Raw genomic sequence first — 15,779 nt, forward strand, 5'->3', positions numbered from 1 at the left:
ATTGTACAAAATAAAAAATCCTGTGGGATATTTTTTATAGGCTTGTGCCTTAATCTTTATCCTCTGTAACTTCCTTCAACTGTGCATAAGCTTCCTTCCAAGCTGATAAATAAAGCTTTTTGGCAATTTTTACATAATTCTTAATTGGTATCACTTCTCCAGTCTAGAAAACTATGGGATGCCCTAATACCAATATTTTTACAGCAAAACTGTGATTTTAAGCAGTAATCAGGGAAATATAAGTTTGATTGACTTTGTAATTATCGCAATGCTTGTTCGGGGTGTTAGCAGAAAGGTTATTTAAAGGTAAAGGATGGAAAATATGTTGGCTATACATAGCATCACAAACGCTAATAATCTGAACTTGCGATTAGAGTCTACTTTGCAAGAATTACCACTTTGGTCTGTTTACTTCGATGCAGATAGTCCAGCAAATGATTTGAATAAACTTTTTAAGCAAGAGCCTTTACTACCAGGAATTATCCTGGTGAAAAATCATAACTATGTAGGGATGATTTCCCGGCAAAGATTTTTTGAACACATGAGTCGCCCCTATAGTTTTCCACTATTTTCTAAACGACCTGTGATAAATCTGATTAACTTTCTTCAGTCAGATGTGTGTGTAATTTCTGAAGATACGCTCATTATAGAAGCAAATAAGGTAGCCTTGCAACGAGAACCTCAATTTGTATATGAGCCGATTTTAATAAAAACTCAGTTAGGTAGTTATAAGCTCCTAGATTTCCATCACTTACTTTTAGCCCACTCCCAAATTCATATTTTAACACTAGCTCAACTAGAGCAAGTAGAAGAACAATCTAGAATCGCTAAAAGAGGTTTTCGGAACCTTAAGAATAACTATACTCGATTAATGCAAAATGAAAAAATGGCTGCTTTGGGACAACTGGTTGCTGGCATTGCACACGAAATCAACAACCCTGTCAATTTTATCGCTGGCAATCTTGTTTATGCAATTAACTACACTAAAGATTTACTGGAATTAGTTAGCCTATACCAATACCATTATCCTGCACCAGTAGCAGAAATTAAAGCTGCGATCGCAGAAATAGAACTAGAGTTTTTAACTACTGATTTCCTCAACCTTCTTAATTCTATGAAGTTTGGTACTGAGCGTATCCAAGAGATAGTTCTTTCTTTACGTAATTTTTCTCGTCTCGATGAATCTGAGAAAAAAATAGTTGATATTCATGAAGGTATTGATAGTACCCTAATAATATTACAAAGCCGTTTAATAAATCAGCAAACAGGTCAAAAAATTACTGTTGATAAACAATATGGAAATATCCCCCCAGTAGAATGCTACGCTGGGTTAATAAATCAAGTATTTATGAATATTTTATCAAATGCAATTGATGCTATATTTGAGAGCGATGATGAGTCAAAATTGAGTTTTGAATCAGCTTCTTCAACTCTCAAATTACCCTTAATTCGTATTCAGACTGAAGTCACAGATAATCAGCAAGTAGTTATTCGCATTGCCGATAACGGTATGGGAATTCCCAAGGATATACAAAAGCGATTATTTGACCCTTTTTTCACGACAAAACCCGTCGGTAAAGGTACTGGATTGGGACTATCTATCAGCTATCAAATTGTTGTGGAAAAACATTGTGGTCAACTGCAATTCATATCTAATGTAAAAGAAGGAACGGAGTTTATTATCACAATTCCTATCCAAATTAATTCATGACAAGTTAGTTGAAAAAGCTCTATTTTGGGTAAATAGAGATGAATAGCGATGCCTGCGGCTGGCTACGCTTACGCTCAAGGATATTTTACCCTTTTGTGCGATCGCTTCGGCGTGTAGGTGCTGGAGTTGCTGGTTCATAAGCTTTAAGTCCCCCATCGCCTGTAAAAATTTCTACTTGAAAGGTGCTACTGGTTTTGGCGTAATATTCAGCCACAGTTTTTATTGTCGCATCTCCAATGGAAATCTTTCTAGATGCTAAAGTAGGCCATTCATTAGCTAACTGTTTTAATTGTTCTGAATTCCAAAGTTCACCCACTTGAGTTTCAAAAACTCCCCAAGGTATAACTCCATCCGCTACTTTCACTAAAATATTACCGAAAGCTTGAGCAATTTCATATCGCTTAGAGTTAGCTTGGGCAATATGATTACCAGTTTCTATAATTGTTGCTATTGGTAGTATAAATTTTGCACCTTGTTGTTCTTCTTCCTGAAAACGGGCTTCAACTCTTTTTTTATCCCATTTATCATTATCAGAGCCACAAGTCTCTTTACCAGGGACACCCAAGTAGACGCAAAGTATTGATGTGTCAATAATCAAAACCTTTCTCATATTTAATTTTACTTATTATCAGAAAGGCTCTTTTCGATTGCGCCTTTAGCTGCTAGTCTGCCTAAAGTTCCTGATGCTAACAAAAGAGGAAGATTTTCAATATCTTCTAAAAGAGTAAGTTTGCTTTCTCCAGTTTCTTTATCGCGGTGTGCGACAACCACAAAAGGGACTATTTCAGGGCCTAAAGCATCTAGCAAAGCTGGGTTATGGGTAGTAAGTAAAATATCAATTTTTCTTTTGCTGCCAATTTCCCGTAATATTCTTACCAACAATTCTGCACGCGAGGGATGAAGCCCATTATCTATTTCTTCAATTACTAATTGACTACCTTCTGGTCTAGTTAGTAGTGCTGTGAGAATTGCTAGAAAGCGTAAAGTTCCATCTGACATAGTTCTAGCATCTATTTCTGTGATGTGACCTGGTTTCCATTCTTCTTCACAGTAGAGCATTGCATCAGTTTTAAGTCTGCCAACTGGTTCAGCAAATATTCTTTTAATATCACCTTCTGGTAAATCTTTGATATAGGCTGAAAGAGTTGATTCCACTTCGGTTTTTTGTTCACCATCTAATGCTGCTAGTACACCAGCAATATTAGAACCATCACTTTCTAAGATGTTAGATAAGGGTGAATAGCCGCGCATCGTAGAAGGAATGGGATTTAATATAAAAATACTACTAATTTTATTAATTATAATATTCATTAGCTTAATATCCTTGCTAAGGAAATCCAAATCATTATCATCCTCATAAGTTCTTTCAATCAAATCATTCGTTTGTTTTTTGATATTTTCTATATTTTCAATTACTTTAACTTTTACCTCATTAATAATTATACTGTTTTTTAGTTTATTAACTGTTTCTAATAAATCTTGGTTAGTCTTATTTAAATTACTAAGTTTTAGTTTTATATCCTCCTGTTGCTTTTGGCTTTGTGCAAACAAATGATTAACTTCTGATAAATATGACTTTTCAGTTAAAAAATTATTATCTATTAACATTTGATCACTTACCTGAAAATCTGAAGATTTTTTTTGTCTTTCAAGATATTCTTGGACAATATGAACACTTGGTTTACTTTGTACTGTAATCCTATAAAAATAATCTGTTTTGTCATCTTCACCTTGAACTAGTAGTTTCAATATAAATTGAGTTTCAGGTTTAAGTGCAGCCCATTCTACACCACCGCGAAGAGATGGAAGTGTTTTATCTCCTGCTAAAGCTGCTTCAATATTTTCACCTTTAGCAATTCGTTGTAAAAATTCCAAAGCTTCAACTACATTAGACTTTCCACTTGCATTTGTACCAATCAGAACAGTCAATGGGTCAAGTGGAAGCTCGGCATAACGAAAACTTTTCCAGTTTTCTAAGATGAGTTGCTTAAGCATGATCAACTCCAAAACTCTACCTACTTAAATTTAGCTCCTAACAGTAGCGTTGGCAAAGCCCGCCGCAGGCATCGCACAAAGTTTTTTCATCCTTCAATATCTCACTAAAAAACAGCAAAGCCAGCAGACAGAGTAAAAAATTGTCTAGCTACTCTATCTAACTGGCTACATCTCACTGTGATTTTGACGATTTATTTTTCTGGTGGCAAATCTAGGCTGTAAACAATTTCGCCTGCCAAGTTACGCAATGTTACCGTCATTACCTTTGTATTTCCATCAATCTTGACTCCTCCAAAAAATTGCAAACCTTCACTTGGGGGTCGATTTGCTTTCGTACCTGGAGGAAGGCTTTGAAATACCAATTGTGGGCCAAAAGTATTTTCCAATTGGTTGGGGCCAAATGTGCCAGAGTTAAGAGGCCCAGCGACGAACTCCCAAAAAGGCTTGAAGTCGGTAAACTGTGCTTTGGCGGGGTTGTAATAGTGGGCTGCTGCGTAATGTACATCAGCAGTTAACCAAACAACATTCTGGATATTTTTGTTTTTGATAAATCGTAATAAATCGGCAAGTTCTAATTCTCTTCCTAAAGCCGGGCCGTCTCCATTTGCCCAAGCTTCAAAATCAGTGCTACCGTCTCGAATTATCAAACCCAAAGGCATATCACTAGCAATCACTTTCCATGTTGCTTTTGATGACAGCAATTGCCTTTTCAACCATTGCAATTGTTTTCTGCTCAAAAACTCTGTTTCTTTACTTGGTACTGGCTGACGATTGGGAGTATTTGGCCCCCGATAGGTGCGCTCATCCAGCATGAAAATGTCTAATAATGGGCCATAGTTGAAAGAGCGATAAATTCTTGCTTGCTCTGGATTATTGGTTGGATACCCAATAGGTAAATATTCCAAAAATGCTTGTCTTGCTCTTTGGGCTAGCAAGTTAACATCCTTAACTGTGTAGCGATTATCGTTTAAAAGAAATTCACCAGGATACCAGTTATTTGTGGTTTCGTGGTCGTCCCACTGTGCCAATATGGGAACTTCAGCGTTGAAACGCTTGATGTTTTCATCCAGCAAATTGTAAATATAGTTTCCACGAAATTCGGTGAGAGTTTCTGCTACTTTTGATTTTTCTGGTGTAGTGATATTTCTCCAAATAGTGCCGTCGTCTAGGATAACTTCTGATTGAATGGGGCCATCAGCATAAATATTATCGCCAGAATGGATAAAAAAGTCGGGATTAAGTTGACGCATAGTTTCATAAATTTTCATGCCACCAAAATCAGGATTAATCCCCCATCCTTGACCGGCTGTGTCGCCACCCCAAACAAAGAATATATCTCGTCCATATTTAGGGGGAGTTCGGAAAGTGCCATAAAAGGGAGCGCTGTAAGTACCTTGATAATCTAAATCTTGGAAAATCACCCGATAAAATAATTTTTGGTCTGGGGGTAGATTCTTCAGATAAAGTCGTGCTGTAAAGTCGCTATTTTTTAAAGCATTGGGCCCCACAACTCGCTGCACATTGCGAAAAGACTCGCTGGTAGAATATTCTACGATCATTTTTGCGGGGCGATCGCTCCTACTCCAAATGACGATGCTATCGTTAGATATATCTCCGCTAGCTACGCCATAAGGTATGGCAGGACGCATTTTATCAGAGGTAATAATTGCAGGTGCTTGAGCAAAAACTGGTGATTTTGATACAAGATTTGTGGAAATAATTCCACCGGCTGTGATAGCCGAACGTAGCAAAAACTGGCGACGGTTTAGCTTTAATGGGTGATGAGATTCCATACTAAATAATAGCAAGCTTAAACTAAAGTATTACAGGATAAGTGTTTACCATATTCTGCTATGGTAATAAGTAAAGATTGAGTTATCTAAGGGTTAATAAAACAATTTAACCTTAGAAAATTTTTATCAAACTTTGCTTAGTCTGGGTTATTCTCAACTGCGTACTTTATAAGCTTTGCCAATAAGACAAACACATCTAACTCTAGATGTGTTTGTCTTGCATAATTGATGTAAATCCACCTACCATCTCAATTGAATTGATAGGTACTGTAATGCGTCGTCAAGTTAGGGATAGAATTGCATAGAAACATTCAAAGTCCCCAACTTCACATTTACTGCTGAGATAAACGCTGCACTTCTTCACCCACTAACATCTGATGGGCTTGTGCCAAAACTTTTGGTATTTTATCAGCGTGGGGATTACGGGCGAGAGATTGCCGCAAGTCTAATTCCTCTAGGCGTTCAGCTTTGTTGCCAGGAAACCAGTGATTGCCGTTGCCAAGCAGGTTGTAGCGCATTTTAGCATAATCTACCAGGTCATAAGCGATCGCTAGATTCCGTAGCCACAAAATCACCCGAATATTTATCTCACCAGGGGTTTCCTTAAAGGTTGGTAGATTTGTCTCCCAGGATTTTACCCAATTTTCTCCCAAAGTAGCGATCGCTTCTGACTCCAACCTTGCTAAAATTGGTGGCAAAATTGACGATGCCTGATCTATTAATTCTAAAGTCTTCAGATGTTCATCAAAATCTTGTGGTTTGGCTGCTCCCAAACTTAGAGTATGCACCTCTTGATGACTCAAACAAAACAAATCATTAAACACCATTGGACTCAAAGGCGCACAAAGATTTACTAATTTTTGTGGAGGTTCATACAACAAACCTCCTTTATTAGATGGGCTAATGATAAACACCCCCATATCGTGGCTTTTGGCTGCTTCAATTGCCGCCCAATTCCATTGATTAATGTAGTACCAGTGCAGGTTCACGTAATCAAATAGATTGGTATTAATTGTCTCCACAATTAACTCTGTTGAACCATGTGTAGAAAAGCCAATAAATCTGACTTTTCCCTCAGCTTGCAACTGCTGTGCTACTTCTAAACAGCCACCGGGACGAATGCTGTCATCTAACGACTCCGCATGATTGATGCCGTGCAACCCTAAAAGGTCAACATAATCTAGCTGGAGATTTTTCAATGATTGTTCAAATGTCTTGCGGAATTCTTTCGCATCTGCCGTTGGACTGATTTTAGTCTGAACAATCAACTTTTCACGGGGAAATTGAGGTAGAATCCTTCCCAATTGCATTTCGGAAGTGCCATAACCACGAGCAGTTTCAATATGATTAATCCCAACCTCGATAGCCCTTCTAATAGTCGCTTCGAGATTTGCCTGGTTATCAGCAGGAATTTCATCATTGGGAACATCCTGCCATTTAAACTGATATCTCATGCCACCGCAGGAAAACACTGGCATCTGTAATTCTGTACGTCCAAATCGTCTATATAACATCAGTGGATTGTGGATTGCTTATCAACTTCAAATCTAAAAACGACAGTCATTCGAGCTTTTTGTGGCACAATAATTACCTCTGTTCAATCTGTGACACAAGCAAGATTTATCGCATCATCAAATCGGTCAAGTCTTTTGTTTATTGGACTGTGACCAGTATTCCAGTTCCACAGAGTCATTATCTCATCCTATAACAATTCCTGAATTTACTTGCGTGGGCAGTGAACAAGGAATGCGTCAACCTCCTCTGTTCAACAATCACAACCAAGTTCTTAGCTAGAATTTACACAATTGACATTCCTACGACTGCCCAAATATAGCGCAAGCCTCATTTAGAAAGAAAGCCGTAGGATTCTTGAATCAAAGGGATTCTAGTAAACTTACCTTCCTCACCCATCGTAAAGTTTAGTTGCAAAAAGAATCCCTCCCATCCATAAGTGATAAATTAATAATTGAAGCTACTAAATAAGCTTCCCTGGCAGATATAACAGCTGCGTATGGAATGTAATAAGAGGTAAAAGACGCTGTTTAACTTACATCTGTCTCGTCAAAAAACAGCAACACCCAACGCGAAAACTGCTATTTCCTCAAATATGGAAGATTAGGGGGCGCTGTAACTAGTTTTCATAACTTGTTTACGACAAGCGGTGAAAGTTAGTACATCCCTGGCTATGATAAACAACGAGAGGAGATGGTTCAGCGAGTAGAGGTTTGGGTGTTGTTGTGTTTAAAGAGAAGTCTGAAATAGTGACTACTCTTGGTGTAAGATTATACTAAGTTTAATAACGAGAAACAGTTTAAATAGCGCCTTATGTCAATTATTGCGCTCAGAGCGTGGTATCTACAGGATTATGAGCCGATTCCAGAACTGGAAAAACGTCCGCCAGACATTCGCTTAAGCAAAAAAAGCCTGCTGAAATCAGCATTGCGAGCAGACTTTTTGGAAGAAAGTGACGAAGTTAAAAAATCAACTTGGTTTGGGCGCTATCTGGAAGGGGAAAATATTGAATTTTATGTAGAAGGTAGTGGTGGCTATTGCGTCTCTAATATTGACTTAATTAGTCATGAAATTTATTTTACCAAGCAGGCGGTGTTGGCTCAGTTAGAACCAACGATTTTTTTATCCTGTCAAACTGAGTATGCCGCAGCGACAAATATTCTTAGAGAAGAACTGCGAGAAAGTTTGGAAAGTTTAAACTTGCGATCGCGCCTTCCCTTAACATTAATAGAATCATCTCGTCCCAGCGGTGCTACTTTCCGAATTAACCGCACGATCATGCGAAAAATCCGTAAGAGTTTATTATTTATCGCTGACACCACGCCCATTGCTAGTATTGATGGCAAAGAAACCCCTCAATTAATTCCCAGTCCGAATGTCTGTATTGAAATTGGCTATGCCATCCAAAGTAAGCGTTCTGAACAGATTCTACTAGCACAAATGCAACGTCCAGACTTTGAAGGACAATTTCCCTTCGACTTACCCACACAGCAGATTTTGCAATTCCAAGACACCACAGAACTGAATAAAATCCTGACAGGGACAATTGAAAGCCAGCTAGCACGATTTAAATTGTTTTTTTGAGCAAGGTGATAGGCATTGGGCATTGGGCATTGGGCATGGGGCATTGGGCATGGGGCATGGGGCAAATGACGAATGACGAATGACGAATGACGAATGACGAATGACAAATGACAAATCTTAAAATAAACGCACAGGTTTTTTTTCTAGCTGAGAAGTAATCGAACTTACTCGATCAACCACAGAAATCATGTATCTGTAATCTGGTACTTGTCCATTGGGTACATACCCCACTTCTTGAGCTAAATCTGAAGGCGCATCACTCAGCACTTTGCGAATAAACTCTTGACGGTTTCGCTCTACATTTGGCCCAATCAAGACTACACCTAATGGTACATAGTGAGGGTCTTTAAATAGTATGCGGAATTCGGTTGGGGCCAACTGCGAAGCATGGAGACTCAATTCCGCCTCCGAGACAGCGCAGGCGATCGCTTTTCCTTCAGCAACCAATTCCAGCGCAGCTTTGGGTGTGGGTGCAAATAGTATGTCAGCTAGTGTTGTACCATAAAGATTGTAAAGTGGAAAATAGTATCCTGTTGCTGAACCTAACTGCCCTAAAGCTACTATTTGACCTTGTAACTGTTTCAACTCGGTGATCGGACTCTCTTTGCGAACAACGAAAATTGAGCGCAAATTATTAATACCTATTAAAGGAAATAGAGGAAGATATTGATACCGTGCGATCGCAACAGCCGCTAAACCCGGTGGCGCAAATACCAATGACCAAGCACGAGCTTCAAGGCGCTCAACCGCTTTATTTTCATTAAAAACAGGCTCTAGCTGAATATATGACTTTGTGTTTTCACCTAAGTAACTATTAAATCTAGCATATTGGTTAATTATCTGTTCGCCACCACCATAATTGATAACACCAACAGTTAAAGCACCCTCAAACTTCTTTGGTGATTGGCAGGCAGTAAATGTTAAGCCTAGCAGATTAAACAGAAAGAAACGACGGGGAAATCGCAAAAACATCACTAATTATGGTAAGAAGGTAAATTGGCTTTCAGGACTAATTTAGATAAGTTTGAATACTGCCTAAATAGCTTATATTAAGGCAAAAAATTAATATTTATTTAAATATTGTTCAGATGCTTTCTAACAGGTATAAATAAATATCAGAGAAACTCAGATACCACCTTCGTTGGTTAGGTTATGTTGAACAACATTACGTTAAAAAACTTGAAAATAGGTGCTAAATTTAACTTACTTTTAATATTAGTTTTCATAGTCAGTATTTTGGGAAGTGGCGTTGCCTTATCCAGTGTACTTCAAGGGAGAGCGCAAAATGAAGTGGTTTCTCAAGCGCAGATTCTTATCCAAATGGTGAACGCAGTTAGAAACTATACACAAGATCGCATTGATCCCTTATTATCGCCTAGACTAGAAACTAATCCAACCTTCATTCCTGAAACCGTTCCAACTTTTTCTTCTAAAGAGGTTTTTGAAAATTTTCGGAAAAAGCCTGAATATAAAAACTTTTTTCATAAGGATGCAACACTTAATCCTACTAACTTAGCGGATAAAGCTGATAGTTTTGAAACTCAACTTGTAGAGCGTTTTCGCAACGAACCCAACACTCTAGAAATTACTGGCTTTCGTAACTTGTCAGAAAACGAAGTATTTTACATTGCCCGACCACTAAAGATTACACAGCAGCAATGTCTACGATGTCATTCTACACCAGATCAGGCTCCTAAGAGTCAGTTGGCAACTTATGGCTCAGAAAATGGTTTTGGCTGGCAACTCAATCAGATTGTTTCTGCTCAAATCATCTCTGTTCCCTCTGAAGAAATTTTTGCCAATGCTAAACGGACTTGGATATTGATAATGGGACTTTTAATTACGATCTTTGCGATCGTAGTTTTCTTAATTAACTTCTTAATCAAAAAATATGTAATTCAGCGTATTAGAAGAATAGAGAAAATAGCCCAAAAGGTTAGCATTGGTGATATGAGCGCTGATTTTGAAGAAACATCTAATGATGAAATTGGTGGGTTAGCAGAAGCATTTAATCGGATGAAAGCTAGCTTAAAAATAGCTATGGAGATGCTGAATAACCAGAACTGATACAATTTTAGACTTTGGATTATCGAAACAGAATTCAGGAGTCAGGAGCCAGAATGGGCTAAACGCCCCGCTACCGCTAACAGAATGATATTTTGTGCTACTGGTGGATAGCGCAGCGTAAAGCCTTCTCTTTCAGAGACGCTAACGCGAACGGCATGGCTTCTCTACGAGACGCTGCGCGAACGCTTAGAGCGAGTCATCGAGCGTCTTCATTCTGACTCCTGAATTCTGACTTCTGAATTCTTCTTCAAGAAAGAGTTATAAGTTAAAATTCAAGAAAGTAGGCGTTGCTGAAATTGTAAAGCTTTTTGATGTTCGGGAATTTGAGATGCTAAAAGTTTCACAAATTCTGCACGAGAGATTTGTCCAGAAGATTTAACAGCTTTTTGCACTAAGAATTTAGCTATTGGGCCAATTAAATCAGCTAACTCTCGCTCACACTGATTCACAAAGCTGTCGCTGATTAATTGAGGTTCTTGGCTTGGTAAATTATTTGACTTAATTTCAGATATAACAGTAAGTTCTTGTAGTAAAGTAGGTTTCTCTAGAAGGAAGGTTGTTTTCTTCTTAAAATCAATTTGTTGATTTCCTCTGAGATGAAGACTCAACTGATTAATTAATTCTTCAAGGTTAGGCGCTGATGCCGCAACTTGTCGTAGTAATCTTGAGGCAACGGGGCCTACAAATTCTAAAAGAATTGTTTCTAAGCGGTTGTAATTTTCCGCAGACAGGATAGAAGCAGGCTGATACCCAATTGAGTTTTCTTGAGAAAGTGAAGCTTGAGGCGGTTGTGTAAAAAATGCTGGTTGAGGTAATGGCGCTTCTACTTTCGTATCGAAATGTTTAAGCACCTGTAGAACTTCAGCCGCAGACTGATAGCGCTGTTTGAAGTGGTGTAGCACCATCTTAGATAGCACAGATGCCAACTCAGAACTGACGTTAGCCTGATGCTGCCAAGAAATTTCTCCTGTATCTGAGTCTTCCTCAAAATTTATAGGATGTAACCCCGTCAGCGATTGAATAGCAATAATACCCAAGGAATAAATATCACTGTTGGGGCGGGGCTTACCTTGCCCTTGTTCTGTAGACATATATCCTGGGGTGCCAATAATAATAGTAGCCCCCGTGCGCCCTGGAACTGTAAGCAATTGAGTTTGGACTTGTTTAACTGCGCCAAAGTCAATCAGCACTAACTTGCCGTCTTGTTGCCGCCTGATTATATTGTCCGGCTTGATATCTCGATGGATAACATTGTGGCTGTGAATAAATTGCAGAATACTCAAAACCTGTTGGAGAAGTTGAATTACTCGATCTTCCGTCCAATGTTGATTGGGGAACAGTTCTGCTTTCAGAGTTTGCCCTTCAATGAACTCTTGCACCAAGAAAAACTCTTGGTTATCTTCAAAATAGGCTAAAAGCCGAGGAATCTGGTCATGGTTACCCAGTTTTTCTAGTGTTTCTGCTTCACTGCTAAATAGCCGTCTAGCAGTTTCGAGAAATTCAGGGCTACGAGTGACGGGCTTAAGGTGTTTGACAACGCATTTCGGGAAACCTGGCCGATGAGTATCTTGGGCTATGTAGGTTTGACCAAATCCACCTCCACCTAAAACCTGGAGGACTTGGTAACGTCCGTCTAATAATTGTCCTAACATTTTGTCACAAGCCTCAAGTCCTCAAATTCATCTTGGCACAACTACCAGCTTTAGTAAGGTTTGTGGAGAGAGCAAGTAGGTAAGTAGTGCTGAAATTTCAAGGTTTTTAAGGATTTTACTACAAGTTTATGACTTCCTAGACTCCAGATCGGCTTGCAGCGATATTATTTTTGAAGCTTTAATTCGTCAGAAATCAGCAGTCCCTCAATTTTTGAAGTAATTGTTGGTTGAGAAATTACACTAACTTCTCCTAATGGAGTTTTATTTACAAAGTAGGTGATTCCCCGAAAGCTCAATTTATAGGTTACTGGTGCTAAAGGATCTGCCGCTGATTTTGAATTTGGATTAACACGATAGTTAACGCCACGGTAGACCATATTATAAGCTGACCCAATTTGAGGAACTGGGTGAAGCGGCTGTTCTGTTTTTTTGCTACCAACTTTGTTTGGGTCGTATTCATAGCTCAGACCACGATAGTAAAGTTTCATAATTTTCGCTTCCTGAATAACTGTTGTTCAACAATGTCAATGATTTATCAGAGGTTGATTGGAGAGTTATGCAAGAGCGAATGTAAACTTACACTTTTTAAGGAACTGCTTAAAGGATTAGGCGTCTAGAGTGAAGAGTCATTGGGAATAGGCCATTGGGCATGGGGCATTGGGCATTGGGAAAAAACTTGTTCAATAATTCTCCTTTGTCCGCCTTATCTTCCTCGTCTCCTCCTGCTCCCCTACTTCTCTGCTCCCCACCTCCCGTATGCTTACTCTTTTCATTCGGGGGTTGCGTGGTTAACAATGGGTTGAATGTTTTTTTTAATGATTCAACCTTATGGCTAGAACTCCAAATGAATATGCCGTATACCTCCTACTGGAAAGCGGCCACCGGGAAGAAGTACGTTTTCCTACGATTCAAGAGTTTCAGAAGTGGTATAGCGGCGAACTTGTGCCAAAGTCTGCTTCTAATGACTTTATTAGCGTGCCGATCAAAAATATTCAAGGGGAGTATATGGTAGTAAGACCTTCTCGGATCGTGGCAATCCGGGTAGAACCCGTTTTTAGTTCCAGTGTTGAAAGATTCAACTAAATGATGAGAAAAAGCCTTGCTTTGCTTTCCTTGAGTCTGGGAATTGCTTTTATAAATCCTCTCTGGTTGGCTGTTGCTCAGGTTCCTAATGTACTGCCGTTGCCAGTACCCACTACTCCTGATCTCTCGCCGGTGCCAATACCAATCACTCCAGAGATAACGCCGCCACTAAAACCAATAGCTATAGGAAGCGATTGTAAGCCCCAGCACGCTTGCTTGGGTTGGGATGAGCAACTTTGGGGTCAAAAGGGCGATCGCAAAGCGTTGTTAGCTTCCATTGACAACAGTCTGCTTTACCTAACGAAGAGTGGGGCGATCGCAGCATATCAAAATTATCCAGTTCAGGGAATTACCCTTGATCGCGTCCGCCGGAGTTTGATACGTTTTCGCCAACTGGTTGTCAGTTCTAAGTCAGCAGCGCAATTACAAGCCGCTGTCCGCCGTGAGTTTGTCTTCTACCAGTCTGTGGGCAACGATGGCAAGGGTACTGTTAAATTCACTGCTTACTACGAACCTATTTACACTGCTAGCCGTGTCAAGACTGCAACATATAAGTATCCCCTTTATCGGCTACCACCTGATTTCAGCCAATGGCCGAAACCCCACCCAAAACGAATTGAGTTGGAAGGGAAGGATGGTTTACAAGGGAATAAAAGCCAGTTGCGCGGTTTAGAAATGCTTTGGTTTCGCGATCGCCTAGACGCATACATGGTACATATCCAAGGTTCTGCCCAAATTAAATTAACTAATGGCAAAACAACGTCAATTGGCTATGCAGGTGGAACTGATTATCCCTGGACTAGTATCGGCAGAGAACTAGCCAAAGATGGCAAACTTCCACTGGAAGGATTGACAATGCCACGTCTAATTAGTTATTTCAAAGGAAAGCCCCAAGAGTTGAGCAATTATCTGCCCCGCTGGGAACGATTTGTTTTCTTCCAAGAAACAAGCGGTAGAGCGGCTACTGGTAGTATTCATGTGCCAGTAACAGCAGAACGTTCCATTGCTACAGATAAGTCTCTCATGCCACCGGGAGCGCTAGCACTGATTTACAACTCGTTTCCCTATCCCACCACTGGTGGCAAACTAGAGAGGCGTACTGTCAGCCGCTATGTACTTGATCAGGATACAGGAAGCGCCATCAAAGGCCCAGGCCGGGTGGATTATTTCATGGGTTCTGGTAAACTAGCAGGCGATCGCGCTGGGATCACAGGCGGTAATGGTTCACTATATTATTTACTGCTCAAGAAATAGATATTGGGCATGGGGCATTGGGCATGGGGCATGGGGCATGGGGCATTGGGAGTATTGAGTGAGGATGTTATTCCCCTTGTCTCCCTCATCTCCCTCATCTCCCCCATCTCCCTCATCTCCCTCATCTCCCTCATCTCCCCCCACTCCCCACTCCCCACTCCCCACTCCCACCTAATACGGCGGATAAGCAAAATCATCTTCATCAGCATAAACGTAAGAGTTGGAAACTCCTGCCATTGCCAATTTAGGCGTTTCTGATTTTACAGGTTCCTTTCCAAAATCTTTGTATTCTTCAAAAGTCTTACAAATCATTGCAGACTCAAGAGAATCGGAAGCAATTAAGTATTGTGTTAAAGTTCCTACGGTGGGATGTTTGTAATCCACAGTTGAAGCTACCAGAACCGTATTTGGTTCAATACCTCTTTCTTCACACTCAATTATCGGGCAAAAAATCCCGTGGGCGTGGAACAAAGGGCCTTTTGGTGTCAAAGGTTGCTTGCGATAGACAGCATAAGCTTTTTCGAGTTCAGCAACGAATCCACTAACTACTTTCCCTTGTTGATATTCGCAGTAGGTTTTGCTGAAGCTCGCTCCGGCGGCACCATTAAGAGTTAGTTGTAGTGGTGATTCATGCAAAAACTTTTTATTCTCACCCACTATAAAAATTAGATAGCGAGTAAAGGTTTTAAATTTAAGTTTGTCGGCTAAAAAAGCATCATAATTCTCTTTGAGCGTACCCAGTTTTAGACCACTTTCTCGGTCTTTAACAGACAATGGCCCCCGACGCACTAACACTAAGTTTGGAGTATTGCTAATAAAGACTGTTTCGACTCCAGAACTAAATTCATGCTCTACCTGCTGCCAATTATCATCTGGCACAAAGCCGACAGCATTAGCATTATCTAGCTTAATCGCCAAACCGTGGGATTGCATCCCATCTGTGCCATATCGAGGATTAATCATCTGACACCAAGGGATGACTTGAGAAGGCGGTGCATTAAATTTCTCGTCTTCAAAGTCGAAATTAGCAGATGCTTTCATCGTTTTAGGCTATCAAAGTGTTTTATTGAACAAGTTTATCGGCAGGGCGCTGATCCTGGAGAGCCAGAAGCAGAGAGTTGATACGAG

General features: G+C 39.9%; 14 protein-coding genes. 5 read left to right on the top strand and 9 right to left on the bottom strand.

Annotated elements, in window-relative coordinates; all coding sequences use genetic code 11:
• The first annotated feature begins 322 nt into the window (after window positions 1-322).
• On the top strand, window positions 323-1,711 hold the full coding sequence (locus HUN01_RS23300; RefSeq protein WP_181928179.1) for an ATP-binding protein: 1,389 nt from the start codon (window positions 323-325) through the stop codon (window positions 1,709-1,711).
• An 85-nt stretch (window positions 1,712-1,796) separates the two neighbouring features.
• Here HUN01_RS23300 and HUN01_RS23305 read toward each other — a convergent pair whose 3' ends face one another.
• The 4 genes from HUN01_RS23305 to HUN01_RS23320 form a co-directional block, all read right to left on the bottom strand.
• Window positions 1,797-2,321, bottom strand: coding sequence for a hypothetical protein (locus HUN01_RS23305; RefSeq protein WP_181928180.1), 525 nt, complete (start codon window positions 2,319-2,321; stop codon window positions 1,797-1,799).
• Window positions 2,322-2,329: 8 nt separating this feature from the next.
• Window positions 2,330-3,706, bottom strand: a complete 1,377-nt coding sequence (locus tag HUN01_RS23310; protein ID WP_181928181.1) for an AAA family ATPase — start codon at window positions 3,704-3,706, stop codon at window positions 2,330-2,332.
• Window positions 3,707-3,897: 191 nt separating this feature from the next.
• Window positions 3,898-5,499 (bottom strand): alkaline phosphatase D family protein, encoded by a 1,602-nt coding sequence (locus HUN01_RS23315; RefSeq protein ID WP_181928182.1) that lies wholly within the window; start codon window positions 5,497-5,499, stop codon window positions 3,898-3,900.
• A 332-nt stretch (window positions 5,500-5,831) separates the two neighbouring features.
• Window positions 5,832-7,013, bottom strand: a complete 1,182-nt coding sequence (locus HUN01_RS23320; protein ID WP_181928183.1) for an aldo/keto reductase — start codon at window positions 7,011-7,013, stop codon at window positions 5,832-5,834.
• 811 nt (window positions 7,014-7,824) lie between these two features.
• Between HUN01_RS23320 and HUN01_RS23325 the strand changes: the two genes are divergently transcribed.
• Window positions 7,825-8,595 carry a hypothetical protein gene (locus HUN01_RS23325; RefSeq protein ID WP_181928184.1) on the top strand — a complete coding sequence of 257 codons (771 nt, stop codon included), beginning with the start codon at window positions 7,825-7,827 and terminating at the stop codon, window positions 8,593-8,595.
• A 117-nt stretch (window positions 8,596-8,712) separates the two neighbouring features.
• Here the strand turns inward: HUN01_RS23325 and HUN01_RS23330 are convergent, their stop codons facing one another.
• The gene (locus HUN01_RS23330) at window positions 8,713-9,567 is read right to left on the bottom strand and encodes a phosphate/phosphite/phosphonate ABC transporter substrate-binding protein (protein WP_181928185.1); all 855 of its coding nucleotides are present in this window, start codon (window positions 9,565-9,567) and stop codon (window positions 8,713-8,715) included.
• Between the two features lie 180 nt (window positions 9,568-9,747).
• Here HUN01_RS23330 and HUN01_RS23335 point away from each other — a divergent pair, with 180 nt between their 5' ends.
• Window positions 9,748-10,662 (top strand): Tll0287-like domain-containing protein, encoded by a 915-nt coding sequence (locus HUN01_RS23335; protein WP_181928186.1) that lies wholly within the window; start codon window positions 9,748-9,750, stop codon window positions 10,660-10,662.
• A 272-nt stretch (window positions 10,663-10,934) separates the two neighbouring features.
• Here HUN01_RS23335 and HUN01_RS23340 read toward each other — a convergent pair whose 3' ends face one another.
• Window positions 10,935-12,314 (bottom strand): serine/threonine-protein kinase, encoded by a 1,380-nt coding sequence (locus HUN01_RS23340; RefSeq protein WP_181928187.1) that lies wholly within the window; start codon window positions 12,312-12,314, stop codon window positions 10,935-10,937.
• 164 nt (window positions 12,315-12,478) lie between these two features.
• Window positions 12,479-12,802 (bottom strand): DUF4278 domain-containing protein, encoded by a 324-nt coding sequence (locus tag HUN01_RS23345; RefSeq protein WP_181928188.1) that lies wholly within the window; start codon window positions 12,800-12,802, stop codon window positions 12,479-12,481.
• A gap of 340 nt (window positions 12,803-13,142) precedes the next feature.
• Here HUN01_RS23345 and HUN01_RS23350 point away from each other — a divergent pair, with 340 nt between their 5' ends.
• Together HUN01_RS23350 and mltA are read left to right on the top strand one after the other, a co-directional pair.
• Window positions 13,143-13,397 carry a hypothetical protein gene (locus HUN01_RS23350; protein WP_181928189.1) on the top strand — a complete coding sequence of 85 codons (255 nt, stop codon included), beginning with the start codon at window positions 13,143-13,145 and terminating at the stop codon, window positions 13,395-13,397.
• Window positions 13,398-13,400: 3 nt separating this feature from the next.
• Complete coding sequence (gene mltA / locus HUN01_RS23355; RefSeq protein WP_181932792.1) at window positions 13,401-14,651, top strand: murein transglycosylase A; 1,251 nt, start codon at window positions 13,401-13,403, stop codon at window positions 14,649-14,651.
• Here the strand turns inward: mltA and HUN01_RS23360 are convergent.
• Window positions 14,634-14,816, bottom strand: coding sequence for a hypothetical protein (locus HUN01_RS23360; protein WP_238845555.1), 183 nt, complete (start codon window positions 14,814-14,816; stop codon window positions 14,634-14,636). The genes mltA and HUN01_RS23360 overlap by 18 nt on opposite strands.
• 6 nt (window positions 14,817-14,822) lie before the next feature.
• Window positions 14,823-15,692, bottom strand: a complete 870-nt coding sequence (locus HUN01_RS23365) for a DUF5895 domain-containing protein (protein WP_181928190.1) — start codon at window positions 15,690-15,692, stop codon at window positions 14,823-14,825.
• Between the last annotated feature and the right edge of the window lie 87 nt (window positions 15,693-15,779).

This window comes from Nostoc edaphicum CCNP1411 (assembly GCF_014023275.1).
Lineage (GTDB): Bacteria > Cyanobacteriota > Cyanobacteriia > Cyanobacteriales > Nostocaceae > Nostoc > Nostoc edaphicum_A.